Consider the following 15,588-nt stretch of genomic DNA (forward strand, 5'->3'; position numbering starts at 1 on the left):
GACGGCGCTTCTCGTCATCTTGACGTCTGTCGGATGTTCGAACGCATCGCCGCTCGGTGCGGCGCTCACACGTCACCGTCCACGATCTCGAGCAACGTCGCATGTCGACGCACCGCGTCCGCGAGTGCCTGCGGGTGCTCGGCGTACCACGCGGCGTGGGCGGCGACGAGCTCGTCCTCGCCCACCGCCTGACCGCGCACCTGCCACACGCGGGCGACGTCGTCATCGCTCATCGGCACCTGCGCGAGCGCGGCGGCGCGCTCGTCCATCGGCGCGACGAGGGCACCGAGCAGCGACCGGCCAGGGTCGTACTCGCGGGGTGCGCCGAGGTCGAGGGCGGCCGCGATGCGGTCGGCGACCTCGACGAGGACGTCGTTCGTCGGGTGGTTGATGACGTGGACGCTGCGCCGTCCAGGGCGCGTGAGGGCATCACGAATGTCGACGGCGCCGTGCGCCTCGATGCGCCGCGTCAGCTCGGCGAGGGATGCGTCGCGCAGGGCACCGACGGCGCGCTCGTCGAGCTGCGGCAGGTCGGCGCTCGTCACACGAGCCGCGTGGTCACCCGCTCGGCGGCACGCCGCGATGACGCGCAGATCGTGATACGGCACGATCGGCGGCTCGCCCGCGGGCGTGCGGACGATGACCTGCGCCGGGTGCAGCCCCGCCCACCGCATGACGGGCACGATCGTCGACCTGACGTGCGGCGCCGCCGTGGGCAGTTCTTCCGTGCCGACGGGCAGGCCGCGATACCCGGGGGCGACGGGTTGTGTGACGAGGTACTGGGCCTGCGCGAGGGTGCGATGCAGGTGCGGCACGTCATCGGCGACCAGTTCGTGCGCCGGGACGAGGCGGATCGTGCGGATGCGATCGCCGTACCGACCGTCGAGAAGTACGCGCAGCGACTCCGCCTGGCAGTTGCCGTGGACGACGAGCACCGGGCGGCCGTCAGGATCGGCCGTCGGCACGGGGTCGGTGAGACCGTAGAACTCGCCGTAGTGCAGGTTGCGAGGCGTCGCCTCGACGGCAGGCACTGTCATGAGGCCTCTCCTTCGACGTCATCTCTGGCACTTTCGCCGCTGACGGCGCCAATGCCGCGCTCGCCGTCAGTCGACGAATGTGGACGAAAATCGCCGGTGTAGACAGGATTCGCCGATGTGGACGGGATTCGCAGGACGGCGCGGGTGTCGCGCGACACGGGGGCCGTTGCGGCGGTTGGGGCATCGCCGTTGCTCGGGCGAGCGACCACGATGGCGACGTCGTCGTCTTCGTAACGCGCGAGCGTCGGCCACACGAGGCGCACCTGCTCATCGACGAGACGCCCGTCGAGGGGGATGTCACGCGTCGGGTGCAGCCAGTTCGCCACGACGACGACACCGTCATCGCGCAGCAGTGCGTCGATGCCGGCGAGGGTCGCCAGCAGCGTCGCGCCGTCGAGGAAGTAGCCGATCTCGCTCAGCACGACGGTGTCGAACCGCTGCCCTTCGTCGGCGAGTTCATCGAGCACAGAAGGCAGTTCGGCGTGGCGCCAGTCGACGCCGTCGACGTCACGTCGACGAGCGCGCGCCAGCGCCTGGGCGCTCCCGTCGACCGCGACCACGCCGTCGGCGCGCTCGGCGAGCACCTGCGTCAGGACGCCCGTGGAGCATCCGAGATCGAGCACGCGCCCGAGATGCTCTTCAGGCAGCATCGCCTCGATGAGGGCACGGCGACGCCGCTCGTACCAGCGCGTCTCGACACCCCACGGGTCGTCGCTGCCCTCGAACATCGCGTCGAAGGATGCCGCCGGCGTGCGTCCATCATCGGACGAGGCGACGCGGGGCAGCGCGCCGTCGGGGTCGAAGAGTGTCTCGACGAGACGTTCGAAGTGGGCGAGGACGCCGGCGTCGAGCATCGCAGGCTCGGCTGCGGGGCGCGCGAACGTCCCGATCTGTGACGAGTACGCCGCGATGGCTGCGCGTTTGCGCTGGAGTGAGGCGACGTCGGGAACAGTGAGAACGCTTCTCTCCCAGACTGTTTCGGCAACCGACGATGGGTCGCCCCAGTGCCACCACCACAACGGATAGCTGACGCACGCCGCCCCGAGCTGCGCCGCGACGTCACGCGCCACGGCTCCGCACGTGTCGTGGTCGATGTGCGCATCGGCCTCCGCCGGGGCGACGACGAGCACCCGCTCAGTTCCCGACCCACGCACCGGCGTCATCGACGGCGCCACCGTCGAGGTCACATCGGTGGCTGCGTCATCGCAGCCGACCGCTCTCGAGGGCGACTGGTCCGACACCGTGGATGCCTCCGCCGCAGTTACCCGCACGACGCGCTCCAGCGCAGCGGCCAGCTCGGCACGGTGGTCAGCGACGCGGCCGTCAGGTAGCGCAAGGCGCTCAACCCGCCCGAGCGCGCCGCCGAGCAGCACACCGAGAGCGTCGTCGAACTCGCGACGACGGACTTCGCGGACGACCTCGAATGTCAATCCCGTTGCCGCAGAGTGCGATCCCTCGCCGTCGGTGACGAGGGCGACGTCTACGGCCAACCCCGCGTCCGCGAGCATCGCCAAGAATGCGCCGACGGCGAGGGTCTCGTCGTCGGGGTGAGCCGCGACGACGACGACGCGGCTGTACCGGGCAGCGAGGGCTTCGACGTCGAGGTGCCCGAGCGACGCCCATGGCGTCCCTCGCAACCACGTGCGTTCGCTCGTGCCGGGCTCCCGCGACGACCACGAGGCCGGCGCGGCGGGCATCCCGCGCATCAGTGACGCTCCAGCGTGGCGGCGCCGATGGCGGCGAGGTCGCGTTCGGCGTGGTGCTGACGCACATAGACGCCGAGGTCGGCAACGCGCCGCGCGTGGGTCTCGTCGCTCGTCAACGGGCCGGGGCCGAGCGCGTGGCCACAGATCGTCAGCGCCTGCTCCACCGCATCGGCGACGACTGCTCGCACGCGCGACGACAACGCGAGACCCGCTGCACCGCAAGCGTTTCCACCGTCGATCGCGCGGGCTGCGTCGGCGAGCACCGCGTCGAGCAGATACGCGATGACCTCGAACCGGCCCAGATGCATGAGCGCGATCTGATCGGGTTCACGCCGCCCCGCAGCCGCACGAACCGCTGTGACGAGGCCGTCCACGCCGCCCGCCCAGACGGCGGCGACACCGATGCCACCCCACGCGAAACCGTCACGGCCGAGATAAAAACCTGGCTCCCCGACGGGCGTCGCGGGCATCGCGTCGAATGTCAGCGACGTCGAACGGATCGCGACGAGCCCACGCGACACCCAAGGCTCCTCGGCGCCACGCACCCGCGCATCCGTGAGGTCGACGGCGAACAACCGCTGTCCTTCAGGCGTACCGGCCGTCACGAGCGCATGCGACAACTGCTCACCGAGCGAGCACCACGGCTTCACCCCGTCGAGCACCCAGCCGTCACCCTCGCGACGCGCGGCGAGGCCCGGCGCCCGCGCCGCGAACACACCCCAGGCGCCGTCCTCACCGCCGGGCAGCACGTCACCCGGCGCAACCCCCGCCTCGGCGAGGATCGCAAGCGCGTCGAGGTGCGGTTCGATGACGCGCGCCGTCGTCAGGTCGAAGGCGCCGAGCGATCGGAGCGTGTCGAGATACACCGCGCTGTCGCGGCCCAACGCCGCTGCGGCGGAAGCGAACTCACCGGCAGCGGCAAGCGCCGCCCCGACGTCCCCAGCAGGGATATCGGGGCGGCACAGCACGCGAGAGGGTTCGCTCAAGCGGAGAGCTCCCGCTTCCAGAAGCGCAGCGCACGGCACGTCTCCACGAAGCCCTTTGCGCCGGCCGCGTCGCTGACGTCGACGAACCCGTCGTCCTTCTTCGACGCCACACCCGCGGATTCGATGAGACCCGACGCGTCCGGGCCGAGGGCCAGGAACTTGTTGTGCGCGACGGCGTCCGTCACGAAGTCACGAGCCTCGGCGACCTTGCCGAGCGTCGCCGCACCGTCAGCCGACGGCAGCAGCGCGACGGCGTCGAACAGCACCGACGGCGCACCGGCGATGGCGTGATCGGCGGCGAGCTTCTCACCGTTCGACAGCGTGACGCCACCGACGGCCTTCGCGACGATCTCGACGACCGTGCCCTCGGCCTCGGCGGCCGAACGCACCGCGGCGAGCAGGTCGGCGTCGGTTCCGTCGCTGACGACGACGCCGATCTTGCGGCCGGCGAAGCTGTCGGGTCCGTTCTTCACGATGCTCAGCGCGTCGGAGACGGGCAGGTCGTGACGCGGCGCCACCTTCGCGGGCGAGGCCTCCGGCAGCTCCATCGCGAGCTCGTCGGCGACGCGCTGCGCGAGCGACTCTTCGACGTTGCGCAGGTTGCCGAGCATGCGCGTGCGGATCTCGGTGATCTCGCATTTGCCGAGCTCGAACGCGAATGCGTCGACGATGTGCTTCTGCTCGACCTCCGTCTGGCTCTTCCAGAACTGGTTGGCCTGGCTGTAGTGGTCGGCGAACGACTCCGCACGCAGACGGCGCGCCTCACCCTCGACCTTCGTCGGGTACGTGTCCGGCTGGAACGTCGTCAGCGCACGCGGGCCACGGTCGTCACCCGAGAAACCGTTCGGCTCATAGTTGGCGCGGCCCCTCTGGTGCGCGAACTGCATGTGACCGTCACGCTGGAAGTGCGCGACGGGGCACTTCGGCGCGTTGACGGGCAGCTGCGTGTGGTTGGTCGAGCCGAGGCGCGACAGCTGCGTGTCGAGGTAGCTGAAGTTGCGGCCCTGCAGCAGCGGGTCGTTCGTGAAGTCGATGCCGGGCACGACGTTCTGCGTCATGAACGCGACCTGCTCCGTCTCGGAGAAGACGTTGTCGACGACGCGGTTGAGCGTCATCTTGCCGAGCGGGCGGATCGGGACGATCTCCTCGGGGATGATCTTCGTCGAGTCGAGCACGTCGAAGTCGAAGCTGTCGGCGAACGCGTCGTCGAACACCTGGACACCGAGCTCGTACTCGGGGAAGTCGCCGCTCTGGATCGCGTTCCACAGGTCACGACGGTGGAAGTCGGCGTCGGCGCCGTTGATCTTGACGGCCTCGTTCCAGACCACCGACTGCATGCCCTGTGCGGGCTTCCAATGGAACTTGACGAACGAGCTCTTGCCGTCGGCCGTCACGAAGCGGAAGGTGTGGACACCGAAGCCCTCCATGAAGCGGAAGCTGCGCGGAATCGCGCGGTCGCTCATCGCCCACAGGGCCATGTGCGTCGACTCGGGCATGAGGGAGATGAAGTCCCAGAACGTGTCGTGCGCGCTCGCCGCCTGCGGCCAACCGCGGTCCTGCTCCTCCTTGACCGAGTGCACGAGGTCGGGGAACTTGATCGCGTCCTGGATGAAGAAGACGGGGATGTTGTTGCCGACGAGGTCCCAGTTGCCCTCCTCGGTGTAGAACTTCGTCGCGAAGCCACGGACGTCGCGCGCGAGGTCGGCGGAGCCCATGTTGCCGGCGACCGTCGAGAAACGAACGAACGTCTCCGTCTGACGGCCCTTCTTGCCGAACAGGTAGGCGGCCGTGAGGTCGCTGTGGTCGTCGTAGCTCTCGAACACGCCGTGCGCGCCGTAGCCGCGGGCATGGACGACACGCTCCGGGATGCGCTCGTGGTCGAAGTGCATGATCTTGTCGCGGAACGCGGCGTCCTGCAGCAGCGACGGGCCGCGGTCGCCCGCACGCAGCTGGTTCTGGTCGTCGGTCATCGGAATACCCTGCGACGTCGTCATGGCGTTGCCACCGCTCACCCCCTGGTGCAGCTCGTCCCCGGTGCCGCGCGTGTCGGGGCTCGTGGTGCGCTCGTTGTCGCTCATGGCTCTCCTCATGCTGGTGGTCGTTCGATCATGGCCTCTCGACCCTATGTCGGAGAGTAAGGCCACCGCCCCCCTCTCACCACGCCCCTACGGATGTGGACGAAAATCGCAGATGTGGACAATAATCGCAGGGAGGCCCAGGGCGCTGACGGGACATGAGCCGCCGGGCACCCGTGTGGGTGACGACTCGGTGTGAGAGGCGAAACCCATGGGAAAAATTAGGGATCGACTCTAGGGTGAAACTCATGGAGACGTCGCGCAGCCAGTCGGATCACCCGGTCAGTTTGCCGAACCAGAATGCATCGGATTCGTCAGAGAAGCCCTTGGCACTCGTCGCGGGAGCCTCGCGCGGGCTGGGTTTTCTCGTCGCCACCGCCCTCGCCGACGCCGGGCACCGCGTCGTCCTCGCATCTCGCTCCGCCGACGCCCTGGCGAAGGCCGCCGACACGCTTGTCTCCCACGGTCACGCGCGCAGTGCCGTCTCGACGATCGTCATGGACGTGAGCGATCGCGACGGGGTGGCTCGAGCCGTCGCCCAGGTCGAGGGCGAGCACGGCCCGATCGACGTCGCCATCCACGTCGCCGGTGTCATAGAGGTCGGCCCGGCCGAGAACACGACGCACGAGCACATCGAAGGCGCGATGAGCATCATGGCGTGGGGGCCGATCAACCTCTCCGACGCCGTCATCCCCGGCATGCGCGAACGCGGGCGCGGGCGCTTCGGCGTCGTCACCTCCATCGGCGGCCTGCTGAGCGCACCGCACCTGCTCGCGTACTCGACGGCGAAGTTCGCGGCCATCGGCTACACCGAGGGCCTCGCCGCGTCGCTCGCCGGCACGGGTGTGAGCGCCACCGTTATCGCCCCGGGGTTGATGCGCACCGGCTCGCACACGGCCGCACAGTTCTACGGCAACGCGCAGGCCGAATACGCGTGGTTTGCGCCCGCCGCGTCGCTGCCGTTCGTCAGCATGGACGCCACGAAGGCCGCGCGACGCATGGTCGACGGCGTCCTCGCCGGCAAGCCGTACGTCATCCTCACGCCCGCCGCGAAGCTCGGCGCGCGCGTCCACGGCGTCATGCCGGGTGTGACGACGCGCGTCATGGGCCTCGTCGGGCGTGCGCTGCCCGGGCCCGTTCCCGGTGCGACGACGCCTGTCCCCGGATCCAAGCTCGCACCTAGGGCCGGACGATTCGTAAAGCTCCTCACGACCCTCGGTGATCGCGCGTCGCGCAGCAACCTCGAACCCGAGGGTTGAGCGGCCCCGGGTCGCGCCACCCTAAGATTTGAACCCAACCACCCGACCATCCGAGGCCCCCGACGAAAGGTACGCACCATGTCTGCTGGAACCCCGAAGTCCGACATCTCGCAGGAGCAGGTCGTCGAGATCATGCGTGGTGAGCGCTTCGTCATGCTCACCTCGATCGCAGTAGACGGGGCCCTGCACAGCCACCCGATGACGCCGCAGGAGGTGACGGACGACGCCGACGTGTGGTTCTTCGTCGGCCTCGGCACCGAGCAGGCGCAGGCGCTGCAGAGCAACCCGCAGGTCAACCTGTCGTTCGCGCACCTCGGTTCGTGGCTGTCCGTCGCGGGACGCGTCGAGTTCGTCGCCGACCGCGCTAAGATCGACGAGCTGTGGGGCGACGACGTCGCCGCTTGGTACGACGGCGGCAAGGACGACCCGGACCTCGGTCTCGTCCGCGTCGTCAGCGAGTCCGCGCAGTTCTGGGGCCAGCCCGGAGGCAAGGCCTCCGCGCTCGCGAGCATTGTCAAGGCGCGCGTCAGCGGCGAGCGTCCGAAGGGCCAGAGCGCCACGACCGAGCTGTGACGAACCCGGGAGCCGAACCGACGCGCGGCGGCTCCCGGCGCCACGCTCCCCACCACCCCATCCCCACCACCCGATCGCCGCACGTCGCGGTGATCCTCTCGAAGAGAAACTGATGCGAGCACTCACCTGGCAGGGCCAGGGCAAGGTCTCGGTCGAGCAGGTCGCCGACCCGAGCATCCAGGAGCCCACCGACGCGATCGTGCGCGTCACCTCGACCGCGATCTGCGGTTCGGACATGCACCTCTACACCGTCCTCGCGCCGTTCCTGACGAAGGGCGACATCCTCGGCCACGAGTTCATGGGCATCGTCGAGGAGGTCGGCTCGGGCGTCACGAACCTCAAGCCCGGCGACCGCGTCGTCGTGCCGTTCAACATCTCCTGCGGCCACTGCTGGATGTGCAGCCGAGGCTTGTTCGCGCAGTGCGAGACGACGCAGAACGTCGACCAGGGCACCGGCGCGAGCCTGTTCGGCTTCACGAGCCTGTATGGTGCGGTGCCCGGCGGCCAGGCGGACTACGTCCGCGTGCCGCACGCCGATTTCGGCCCCATCAAGGTGCCTGAGGCCGGCGAGGACGAGCGCTACCTCTACCTGTCCGACATCCTGCCGACCGCGTGGCAGGGCGTGCAATGGGCGAACGTGCGCCCCGGCGACACGCTCGCCGTCATGGGTGCCGGCCCCGTCGGTCAGCTCGCCGTCGCGAGCGCGCAGTACCTGGGGATCGAGGACGTCATCGTCGTCGACCGCGTGCCGGAGCGCCTCGAGCGCATGAAGGCCCGCGGCGCCCGCACGATCAACCTCGACGACCTCGACGGCTCGCAGGTCAGCGCCGTCGGCGACGCGGTGCGCGACTTGACGGACGGGCGCGGTGCGGACGGCGTCGTCGAGGCCGTCGGCATGGAGGCACACGGCAACCCGGTTGCCGCTGCGGGCCTGTCGGCCGTGAGCAAGCTGCCGTCGGCGATCTCGGAGCCGCTCGCGAAGAATGCCGGCATCGACCGTCTCGCCGCGCTGCACGCCGCGATCGACAGCGTCCGCCGCGGCGGCACCGTCTCCGTCTCCGGTGTCTACGGCGGCGCGCTCGACCCGATGCCGATGATGCAGATGTTCGACAAGGGCATCGCGATGCGCATGGGCCAGTGCCACGTCAAGCAGTGGACCGGCGAGCTGCGCGACGTGCTCGTCGACGCCGACCCGTTCGGCGTCGAGCAACTCGCGACTCACCGCGTCGGGCTCGACGAGGCGGCGACGATGTACGACGTGTTCCAGAAGAAGCAGGACGGCTGCCAGAAGGTCGTCCTCAAGCCCTGACGCACTGACGGCCTGGGATCGGGTCGGCGTCCACCGAGACGCTGGGCCACCCGGCCGCCCGGCCACCACAGGATGGCGGGTAACTCACGGGTAGGCGCGCGGTTAGGCGCCGACCTGTGAGTTACCGCCATCGTGCGTTCTACGTCCAGGCGGCGCCGCCTGGAGTGCTGCGCGGAATAGTGCGGGCGCGACGGGCGCTGCAGTGAGCATGACGCCCGAGCAGTACGCCGCGAACATCGCCCGCGCCCTCGACGTGCAGGATCAGTCGGTGCGGTTGCAGGCCGCGATGGCGGCGGGCACACATCCGCATCCCGATCTGTTGGAGACGCTCGTGCGTCGCTGCGGCGTCGAGCCCGACTTCTTCGTCCGCGAGACCCTCGCCTGGGCGCTGACGCGCCTGCCGGCTGACGACGTCCTGCCGCGCGTTCAGCGCGAGCTGGCGTCGAAGAACATCCAGGCGCGCACGCAGGCGTTGCACGTGCTGTCGAAGGTCGGCGACGAGCGCGCATGGCCCTGGATCACGCCCGAGTTCCTGCACGACGCCGACGACGATCTCGCCCGCACCGCCTGGCGCGCGGCCGCCGCGCTGGCCCCGGAGAGTCAACATGGCTCTCTCGCTGACGAATTGGTCAAGGAGTTCGGCCGTGGTGACGCCGGCACGCAGATGGCGTTGAGCGTCGCATTGCTTGGTCTCGGCGACGCCGCCGTCCCAGCGGTCACGTCGGCAATCCGGAGCCAAGACGCGGCCGTCACCGAACATGCTCGCGCGACCGACCTGCTGCGCACCCGCCCCGAGCTCGCGTTCGACGGCGCCGTCGAGGAAGCCAAGCGCATCGTCGCGATGGGTTGAGCGCGTCGGCCCCGCCCCCGGCCATGCGACGGGAGAGCGGGTAACTCACGGGTAGGCACGCAACGACGCGCCGACCCGTGAGTCACCCGCCATCCCATCGACGAAGGTGACGCAGCGGCCACCCCATCCCCCAGAGCTTGCAATCACAACGCCTGGGGCCGCTCAGCACCAGGCCGGCCTGTCGCCGTCGGTGCGGTGCCTCGCCGTCGATGACATTGCACAGCAGGGTGCTGATGAACTTCACCTCGAATGTCGCGGCGGCATGCAGTGTAGTGAGCGCCACACGTGAATGATCCTTGTTCTTTTTGGCCCGTAGGTGGCGCCCATGAAAGCGCCTCGGGAGGGACGCCACACATGGCGGACACCACCGACCAACCTGGACAGCTGGGGTCAGGCCGCGTCAGGGCGATCAGGCAAGGCGAGGCGCCCGAGCGGTCCAGCGGGGCGACTCGTCCGACGGCTCACCAGCGGAGCGCAGCGAATGTCAGTTCAGCGCAGCGTCGCGGCCGCTTCGGCGTGGGCGGCGACGAGGCGTTCGAGCTGGCTGTCAGCGCGCACGATGAGGTCGTCGAGTTCGGCGACGTCGATGCGCGCATCGTCGGTCGCGAGCACGCGCAGGCCCTCCCAGCCGGCCCGCTTGCCACGAACGGCCGACAGCAGCGCCTCGAGTTCGAGCACGTCGCTCAGCGGGGAGCGGCGCACGAAGCGGCCGTTGAGTTTCACGCGGCTGACGGTCTCGCCGACGCTCAGCGCGAGCTGCGCGAGCCGCGCCTCACCCACCCCGAGCGCGTCGGCCATGACGCGCAGGCGTGCGCGGTCCTCGGCGATCTCCCGCGTCAGCGTCGCGAGCACCTTCCGCGTGCGCGCCGAACTCTGCGAGCGCGACGCGCGCTCGAACAGGTCGAGCCCACCCTTCGATGCGGCCCAGTGATGAGCGACGTAGCTGGTGACGAACTAGTCGCGCGATTCCATGATCGACCTCCTGCAGGTCTGCGAGAACGGGTGCCATCGTCAGCCCAGGAGGTCACCGTGCACGCGACCAGCCCCACGCAACACGGTCGATGTCGGAATTTCGTCATGGTTGATTTCCTTGTGTCGCGACATGTTGGCAAGGTATCCGCATGTCGTCCCACCCGAGCACCGATGGAGCCGCACACCTCCGTCTGGCGACGGGTGAGGAGTCGAGGGGCGCGCCCGCACCCTGCGCATTGCGCGTCACCCTCGTCGACGACGACGCCCTCGTCATGGCCGGTTTTCAGGCACTCCTCTCGCCCTACACTGCACGCGTCGAGGCGACGTGCAGCCGCGGCGTACCCACCGAACTCACCGACGTCGCGCTCTTCGACTGCTTCGCCGCCCCCGAGGCGGGGTGGGCGACGCTGGCGCGCCTGCGCGACACAGCCACCGTCACGCGCCTCGTCGTCTACACCAACGACCCTCCGCAGGCGCACGTCGGCGCGCTCACCGACTTCGGCGTCGCGGGCATACTGACGAAGCACGCGACGGCCGACGAGCTCGTCACCGCACTCGAACGCGTCGCCCGCGGCGAGCGCGCCGTCGACCCCGCGTTCCCCGTCGAGCTGGGTGACGACTGGTGGCCCGGGCGCCGCCGAGGGGCTCACCGAGCGAGAGGCGCAGGCCGTCACGCTCATCTGCCGCGGCCTGCCCAACGGCGCGATCGCGAACGAACTCAACGTCTCCCTCAACACGCTCAAGAGCTACATCCGCTCCGCCTACCGCACCATGGGCGTCGCCTCCCGCAGCGAGGCGGTGCTGTGGGGCGTCGCGCGCGGACTGCACGTCGACGCTCACCACTTTCCAGCATGGCGCCGCGCACCGGCGGTCCATCAGGCAGCCGACGCTTCACCTCCTTGCGGGTGTGGCGCGAAAAACGGTGAGCGACAACACTTTTCATCACCACCGACACCTCACGACCCTTGATCGTCGGATCGCTCGAAGGAGAGTTGTGCCCCGCCTCACGGTCGCCGTCGTCGCACGTAGCGAGCTGTTCGGATGCGGCGCGATGGCGGCTCTCGACGCGTTCGGCGTCGCGACACGCCTCGTGCTCGTGCGTGGCCCGGGCCTGCGCGCCGATTTCGCGCTCGATGCCGACGTCGCCGTGCTCGAGTGGAACGAACCCAACCGCAACGCCTGGGATCAACTGCGCGCGCTGCACGCCGCGAACCCGACGACGAAGCTGCTCGTGTCGTCGCTGCACACCGACGATGCCGCCATCAGCCGGCTCCTCGCGCGCGGCGCGTCGGGAGTCGTCGGACGGTCGGCGAGCGCCGCCGATCTGCGCGCCGGGGTCGATGACGTGGTCGCGGGTCGAATCGTCCGCCCCGCGGTGCTTCGACCCTCCCCCACGGACGCGCGGCCGACCGTCCCCTCCGACGGGCTGACCGCACGTCAGGCGCAGATCGTCGATCTCATCTGCTCGGGCATGCCGAACGCGCAGATCGCCGAGCGCCTGCACCTGAGCGTCAACAGCATCGAGTCGCACATCAGAGGCGCCTACCGCGCGATGGACGTGCAGACGCGCCCTCAAGCCGTGTTGTGGGGTCTGGCGCGCGGCTACGGTGGTCATGTGTCTGACGATCACTGGCCGCCAGCCGCGGCCCCCACCTCATCATCCGGCTCGTCGACGCACCCAACCGATGACGACGAGTCGCAGGCCCGTGACCTCGCCGAGTGGCTCGCCGAACAAGCCGACGCGGGCCTCGAGGGCGCGGACGAGGCAACCATCCGCGACGTCATCGGCGCGATGATCGAGCACCCTCGGTTTCCGTGCCTCGGAGCGCGTTCGGCGCTGAAACGCGACGGCGCGCTCGTCCGCGTCTTCGACGACATGACCGATGACGCGTGCCTCTCAACGCTCAGCGCTGAGCTGGCTGACTTCGCCGCGATCGAGCGTGGCCCGCGCGAGTTCGGCTCGTTCATCGCCGTCTTCCGTCGCCCGCGGGCGGGTGACGAGCGGGAGTTCGAGAACCTCCTGTGGGGCATGCTGCAGCGATTGCACGATCGTGACGACGCGCCGTGGGCCGAGCGTGTGTCGCCCGACACGACGTCACCGCACTTCAGTTTCAGCCTCGGCGGCGTGCCGTTCTTCCTCGTCGGGTTGCATCCGCGGGCCTCGCGCATCGCGCGCCGTGCTCCGCTGACGACGGTCGTGTTCAACCTGCACGATCAGTTCGAGCAGCTGCGAGCTGACGGCGGCTTCGACCGGATGCGCGACGCGATCCGCCGCCGCGATGCTGCGTTGCAGGGTTCGATCAATCCGGTCGTCACCGATCATGGACGCTCGTCGGAGGCGCGTCAGTACTCTGGGCGGCACGTGGAGGACGACTGGCGTGCCCCGTTCACCGCGCACCCTTCGAAGGAGAATCCTGATGACTGACCCGCGACGCCCGCGCTCCCCCCACCCGCCGACGCCGCGGCCGCCGTACGCGGGCGGCCCCGAAGCTTCCGCCGACGGTTGGTCGCGCATCGCCCCGCAGACGGGGGTGCTCGTGCCGCTGGCGGCCGGTCAGGTGCTCGAGGTCGTCGACCCGTGCGGTGAGCAGGTGAGCGACTTCTACGCCGTCATGCAGGGCGACATCGCCGAGTGCTTCTCGGCGGGGCGCACCGTCGACTACAACAACACGTTGTACCCATCGACGGGGCACCGGTTGTGGAGCAACCGCAGCAGCGTCATGGCGACGATCGTCGCGGACTCGGTGGGCATCCACGACATGACGGTGACGCCGTGCAGCCAGCAGACGTTCGACATCCTCTACCCCGAGTTCGACGGCGCCCCGCACCCGAGTTGCTTCGCGAACCTGTGCGGCGCGCTCGAACCCGTCGGCGTCGCGCCCGACCACATCGGCACGACGCTCAACATCTTCATGGACGTGTGGACGAGCCCCGACGGTGAACTGCACATCGACCCGCCGCCGACGCAGGCGGGTGACGTCTTCGCCATCCGCGCCGAAGCCGACCTGTTCGTCGGGCTGACGGCCTGCTCGGCCGAGAAATCGAACGCCGGCGTCTGCAAACCCATCGACTACCGGGTGCGCTGAGGCGCTGACGTCGCGCCGGCCCGGTCAGCGAAAGTGGTGAAACAGGCGGCCGTTCAGGCCCCGTCGGGGCTCAGGCGCTCCGAGCAGAATGAGCATCGAGATGGCCCATGTTGTGTCACGACCACGCGAGATAGCGCGCGTTCATGACCCAACATCCTTGGGTGGGGAGGCGTTGTGCGCCGACACTGCGCTCCGATGGTCAGGAGAACGTGACGCCCGACCCGCCCATTTGGTGCCGTCCTTGATGAAGGACGCGACGTTGAGCGTCACGGTTGTCGTGCCCTAGCCGTCGACAGTCACGAGGTCACTGAGCGACACGGGGGCCGGGTTGGCGCTGCTCGTGCCGGAGGAGTTCGTGAGTGAGATGCCGATGTACGTGTTGCAGTCCTGGGCTGTTGAACTGGCAGGACCACTGCAGCCGCCGTTCGGCGTGCCGGCTGTACCGGAGCCCGCGACGCCGGTGCCGCCCGTCAACGCGTAGCTCTTGCCGTTCGTCAGGTTCATCGTGCCACCGGCGCTCGTGTTGAACGCGAAGAACGCCGACGCAGGCAGCGGACGGCCCTTGATGATCTGCGAACACGGGTTCGCCGCCATTGCCGGAGCCGCGCTAGCGGCAAGCACTCGGGCGCGTGATGCTCGAACGCGCGGGCGCCGTCGCGGGTCACGTCGGGCAGTGCCACCCAGAGCTGGACGCCGTGCAGCGTCTCGGTGCCGGGCGTCGAGACCTCGGAGTGGACGATGCCGCGGCCGCTCGTCATGAGGTTGACCTCGCCGGGGCGGACGACGGCGTGCGCGCCACCAGAATCATGGTGTTCGATGGCGCCCTCGAACAACCTCGAGACCGTCTGCAGCCCGGTGTGGGGTGCGGCGGCACGTCCATGCCGACGCCGCGTTCCGGGCCGTAGTGGTCGACGAAGCACCACGCCACGACGAACGAGCGGTCGCGGTGCGGCAGGGTGCGTCGCACCTCGAGGGCACGCAGCCCGCCGAGCGGAACCTGGCGGGGTGAGAGAACCTGAACGACGCCCTCGACGGGGCGTTCTGCGGTGGGCGCCTCGTTCGCCTGGGCGACGATCACACCTGCAGGGTCGAGTCCACCGGCGGCCCTGACGTCGGCGTCGGCGCCTGACGTGCGGGCACCGGCGTCGCGGGTAGTGGTCCGACGAGCGCCGTCGCGTGGGTATGGCGGGTGGGTGTTGTCGTGAACACCGTCGCCCTGGATGCCGGACGGGTAGGCGCCGGCGCCGGCGTGATGCGTGGTGTTGGTGCGGGCGCCTGTGTCCTGGGTGTCGTCGAGCATTTCAGCGCTCCCTGATGTCGACCGTCAGCCCCGACGAATGGGGTCCTCATGCCACCCAAGGACCACGGTGTGCAGGAGCAACAGTCGGCCGATCGTTGTGGACGAAAATCGCAGATGTGGACGAAAATCGCAGTTGAGTCGCTCTGCACCGTTAGGAGGGAGGGCGTGGGAACCGTCGCGCCGCGCGGGCTCGCTACCGCTCACTCGCGCGTCGCCCCTCCCAAATCCCCAACCTGTCATGCCGCAGATGAGTAGGACCCCCGCCGGGCGACTTCATCGCTGATCCGGCGGGGGTCCTACTCATCTGCGGAGGGCGTGGGATTTGAACCCACGATGGGCGTAAACCCATAGCGGTTTTCAAGACCGCCGCACTAGGCCACTATGCGAGCCCTCCTCGTGTGACCACGGCCCACCCCGAAAGGCGTGCCGCAGCGA

The 15,588-nt window shown here is 69.3% G+C and carries 13 protein-coding genes, 1 tRNA gene and 1 pseudogene; 7 read left to right on the forward strand and 8 right to left on the reverse strand.

The features are described from left to right. Positions 1-65: 65 nt before the first annotated feature. Genes IM689_RS01850 through IM689_RS01865 form a run of 4 tightly spaced genes read right to left on the reverse strand, consistent with a single transcriptional unit; the run spans position 66 to position 5,807 of the window. Positions 66-1,037, reverse strand: a complete 972-nt coding sequence (locus IM689_RS01850; protein WP_193642630.1) for a WcbI family polysaccharide biosynthesis putative acetyltransferase — start codon at positions 1,035-1,037, stop codon at positions 66-68. Next, positions 1,034-2,743, reverse strand: a complete 1,710-nt coding sequence (locus tag IM689_RS01855; RefSeq protein ID WP_193642631.1) for a PIG-L family deacetylase — start codon at positions 2,741-2,743, stop codon at positions 1,034-1,036. Before IM689_RS01855 ends, IM689_RS01850 begins: the two co-directional genes overlap by 4 nt. After that, complete coding sequence (locus IM689_RS01860; protein ID WP_227484355.1) at positions 2,743-3,729, reverse strand: acyl-CoA dehydrogenase family protein; 987 nt, start codon at positions 3,727-3,729, stop codon at positions 2,743-2,745. Before IM689_RS01860 ends, IM689_RS01855 begins: the two co-directional genes overlap by 1 nt. Beyond that, positions 3,726-5,807 carry a catalase gene (locus IM689_RS01865; protein ID WP_193642632.1) on the reverse strand — a complete coding sequence of 694 codons (2,082 nt, stop codon included), beginning with the start codon at positions 5,805-5,807 and terminating at the stop codon, positions 3,726-3,728. Before IM689_RS01865 ends, IM689_RS01860 begins: the two co-directional genes overlap by 4 nt. A gap of 245 nt (positions 5,808-6,052) precedes the next feature. Here IM689_RS01865 and IM689_RS01870 point away from each other — a divergent pair, with 245 nt between their 5' ends. From IM689_RS01870 to IM689_RS01885, 4 genes are all read left to right on the forward strand, one after another. Beyond that, on the forward strand, positions 6,053-7,063 hold the full coding sequence (locus tag IM689_RS01870; protein ID WP_193642633.1) for an SDR family NAD(P)-dependent oxidoreductase: 1,011 nt from the start codon (positions 6,053-6,055) through the stop codon (positions 7,061-7,063). Positions 7,064-7,141: 78 nt separating this feature from the next. Next, a complete protein-coding gene (locus tag IM689_RS01875; protein WP_193642634.1) occupies positions 7,142-7,636 on the forward strand; it encodes a pyridoxamine 5'-phosphate oxidase family protein in 495 nt (164 codons plus the stop codon). Between the two features lie 112 nt (positions 7,637-7,748). After that, entirely contained in the window at positions 7,749-8,945 is a 1,197-nt protein-coding gene (locus IM689_RS01880; RefSeq protein WP_129666514.1) for a zinc-dependent alcohol dehydrogenase, read from the forward strand. A 208-nt stretch (positions 8,946-9,153) separates the two neighbouring features. Continuing rightward, on the forward strand, positions 9,154-9,795 hold the full coding sequence (locus IM689_RS01885) for a HEAT repeat domain-containing protein (protein ID WP_225910997.1): 642 nt from the start codon (positions 9,154-9,156) through the stop codon (positions 9,793-9,795). A 489-nt stretch (positions 9,796-10,284) separates the two neighbouring features. On the opposite strand, the gene IM689_RS01890 is transcribed toward IM689_RS01885, so the two are convergent. Continuing rightward, on the reverse strand, positions 10,285-10,647 hold the full coding sequence (locus IM689_RS01890; protein WP_193642635.1) for a hypothetical protein: 363 nt from the start codon (positions 10,645-10,647) through the stop codon (positions 10,285-10,287). A gap of 732 nt (positions 10,648-11,379) precedes the next feature. Between IM689_RS01890 and IM689_RS15115 the strand changes: the two genes are divergently transcribed. The 3 genes from IM689_RS15115 to IM689_RS01905 are packed head-to-tail and all read left to right on the forward strand — an operon-like array spanning position 11,380 to position 13,853. Continuing rightward, positions 11,380-11,736: a response regulator transcription factor gene (locus tag IM689_RS15115; protein ID WP_193642636.1), complete on the forward strand. Its 357-nt coding sequence runs from the start codon at positions 11,380-11,382 to the stop codon at positions 11,734-11,736. Between the two features lie 25 nt (positions 11,737-11,761). Then, on the forward strand, positions 11,762-13,192 hold the full coding sequence (gntA, locus tag IM689_RS01900) for a guanitoxin biosynthesis heme-dependent pre-guanitoxin N-hydroxylase GntA (RefSeq protein ID WP_193642637.1): 1,431 nt from the start codon (positions 11,762-11,764) through the stop codon (positions 13,190-13,192). Further along, the gene (locus IM689_RS01905) at positions 13,185-13,853 is read left to right on the forward strand and encodes a DUF1989 domain-containing protein (RefSeq protein ID WP_082128635.1); all 669 of its coding nucleotides are present in this window, start codon (positions 13,185-13,187) and stop codon (positions 13,851-13,853) included. The genes gntA and IM689_RS01905 overlap by 8 nt, the downstream gene beginning before the upstream one ends. Positions 13,854-14,135: 282 nt before the next feature. On the opposite strand, the gene IM689_RS01910 is transcribed toward IM689_RS01905, so the two are convergent. The 3 genes and pseudogenes from IM689_RS01910 to IM689_RS01920 form a co-directional block, all read right to left on the reverse strand. Beyond that, positions 14,136-14,447, reverse strand: coding sequence for a hypothetical protein (locus IM689_RS01910; protein ID WP_047310605.1), 312 nt, complete (start codon positions 14,445-14,447; stop codon positions 14,136-14,138). A 14-nt stretch (positions 14,448-14,461) separates the two neighbouring features. Then, positions 14,462-15,153: pseudogene (locus IM689_RS01915) on the reverse strand (pirin family protein); the annotation flags it as partial. A gap of 307 nt (positions 15,154-15,460) precedes the next feature. Continuing rightward, a tRNA-Ser gene (locus tag IM689_RS01920) sits at positions 15,461-15,547 on the reverse strand. Positions 15,548-15,588: the final 41 nt, after the last annotated feature.

Origin of the sequence: Dermacoccus barathri (genome assembly GCF_015070805.1) — a bacterium.
In the GTDB taxonomy this organism is placed as follows: domain Bacteria; phylum Actinomycetota; class Actinomycetes; order Actinomycetales; family Dermatophilaceae; genus Dermacoccus; species Dermacoccus abyssi.

Coding starts and splice junctions, on each gene's coding strand:
- IM689_RS01850 (WP_193642630.1), bottom strand. CDS start 1,037: ATGACAGTGCCTGCCGTCGAGGCGACGCCTCGCAACCTGCACTACGGC.
- IM689_RS01855 (WP_193642631.1), bottom strand. CDS start 2,743: ATGCGCGGGATGCCCGCCGCGCCGGCCTCGTGGTCGTCGCGGGAGCCC.
- IM689_RS01865 (WP_193642632.1), bottom strand. CDS start 5,807: ATGAGCGACAACGAGCGCACCACGAGCCCCGACACGCGCGGCACCGGG.
- IM689_RS01870 (WP_193642633.1), top strand. CDS start 6,053: ATGGAGACGTCGCGCAGCCAGTCGGATCACCCGGTCAGTTTGCCGAAC.
- IM689_RS01875 (WP_193642634.1), top strand. CDS start 7,142: ATGTCTGCTGGAACCCCGAAGTCCGACATCTCGCAGGAGCAGGTCGTC.
- IM689_RS01880 (WP_129666514.1), top strand. CDS start 7,749: ATGCGAGCACTCACCTGGCAGGGCCAGGGCAAGGTCTCGGTCGAGCAG.
- IM689_RS01885 (WP_225910997.1), top strand. CDS start 9,154: ATGACGCCCGAGCAGTACGCCGCGAACATCGCCCGCGCCCTCGACGTG.
- IM689_RS01905 (WP_082128635.1), top strand. CDS start 13,185: ATGACTGACCCGCGACGCCCGCGCTCCCCCCACCCGCCGACGCCGCGG.
- IM689_RS01910 (WP_047310605.1), bottom strand. CDS start 14,447: ATGGCGGCGAACCCGTGTTCGCAGATCATCAAGGGCCGTCCGCTGCCT.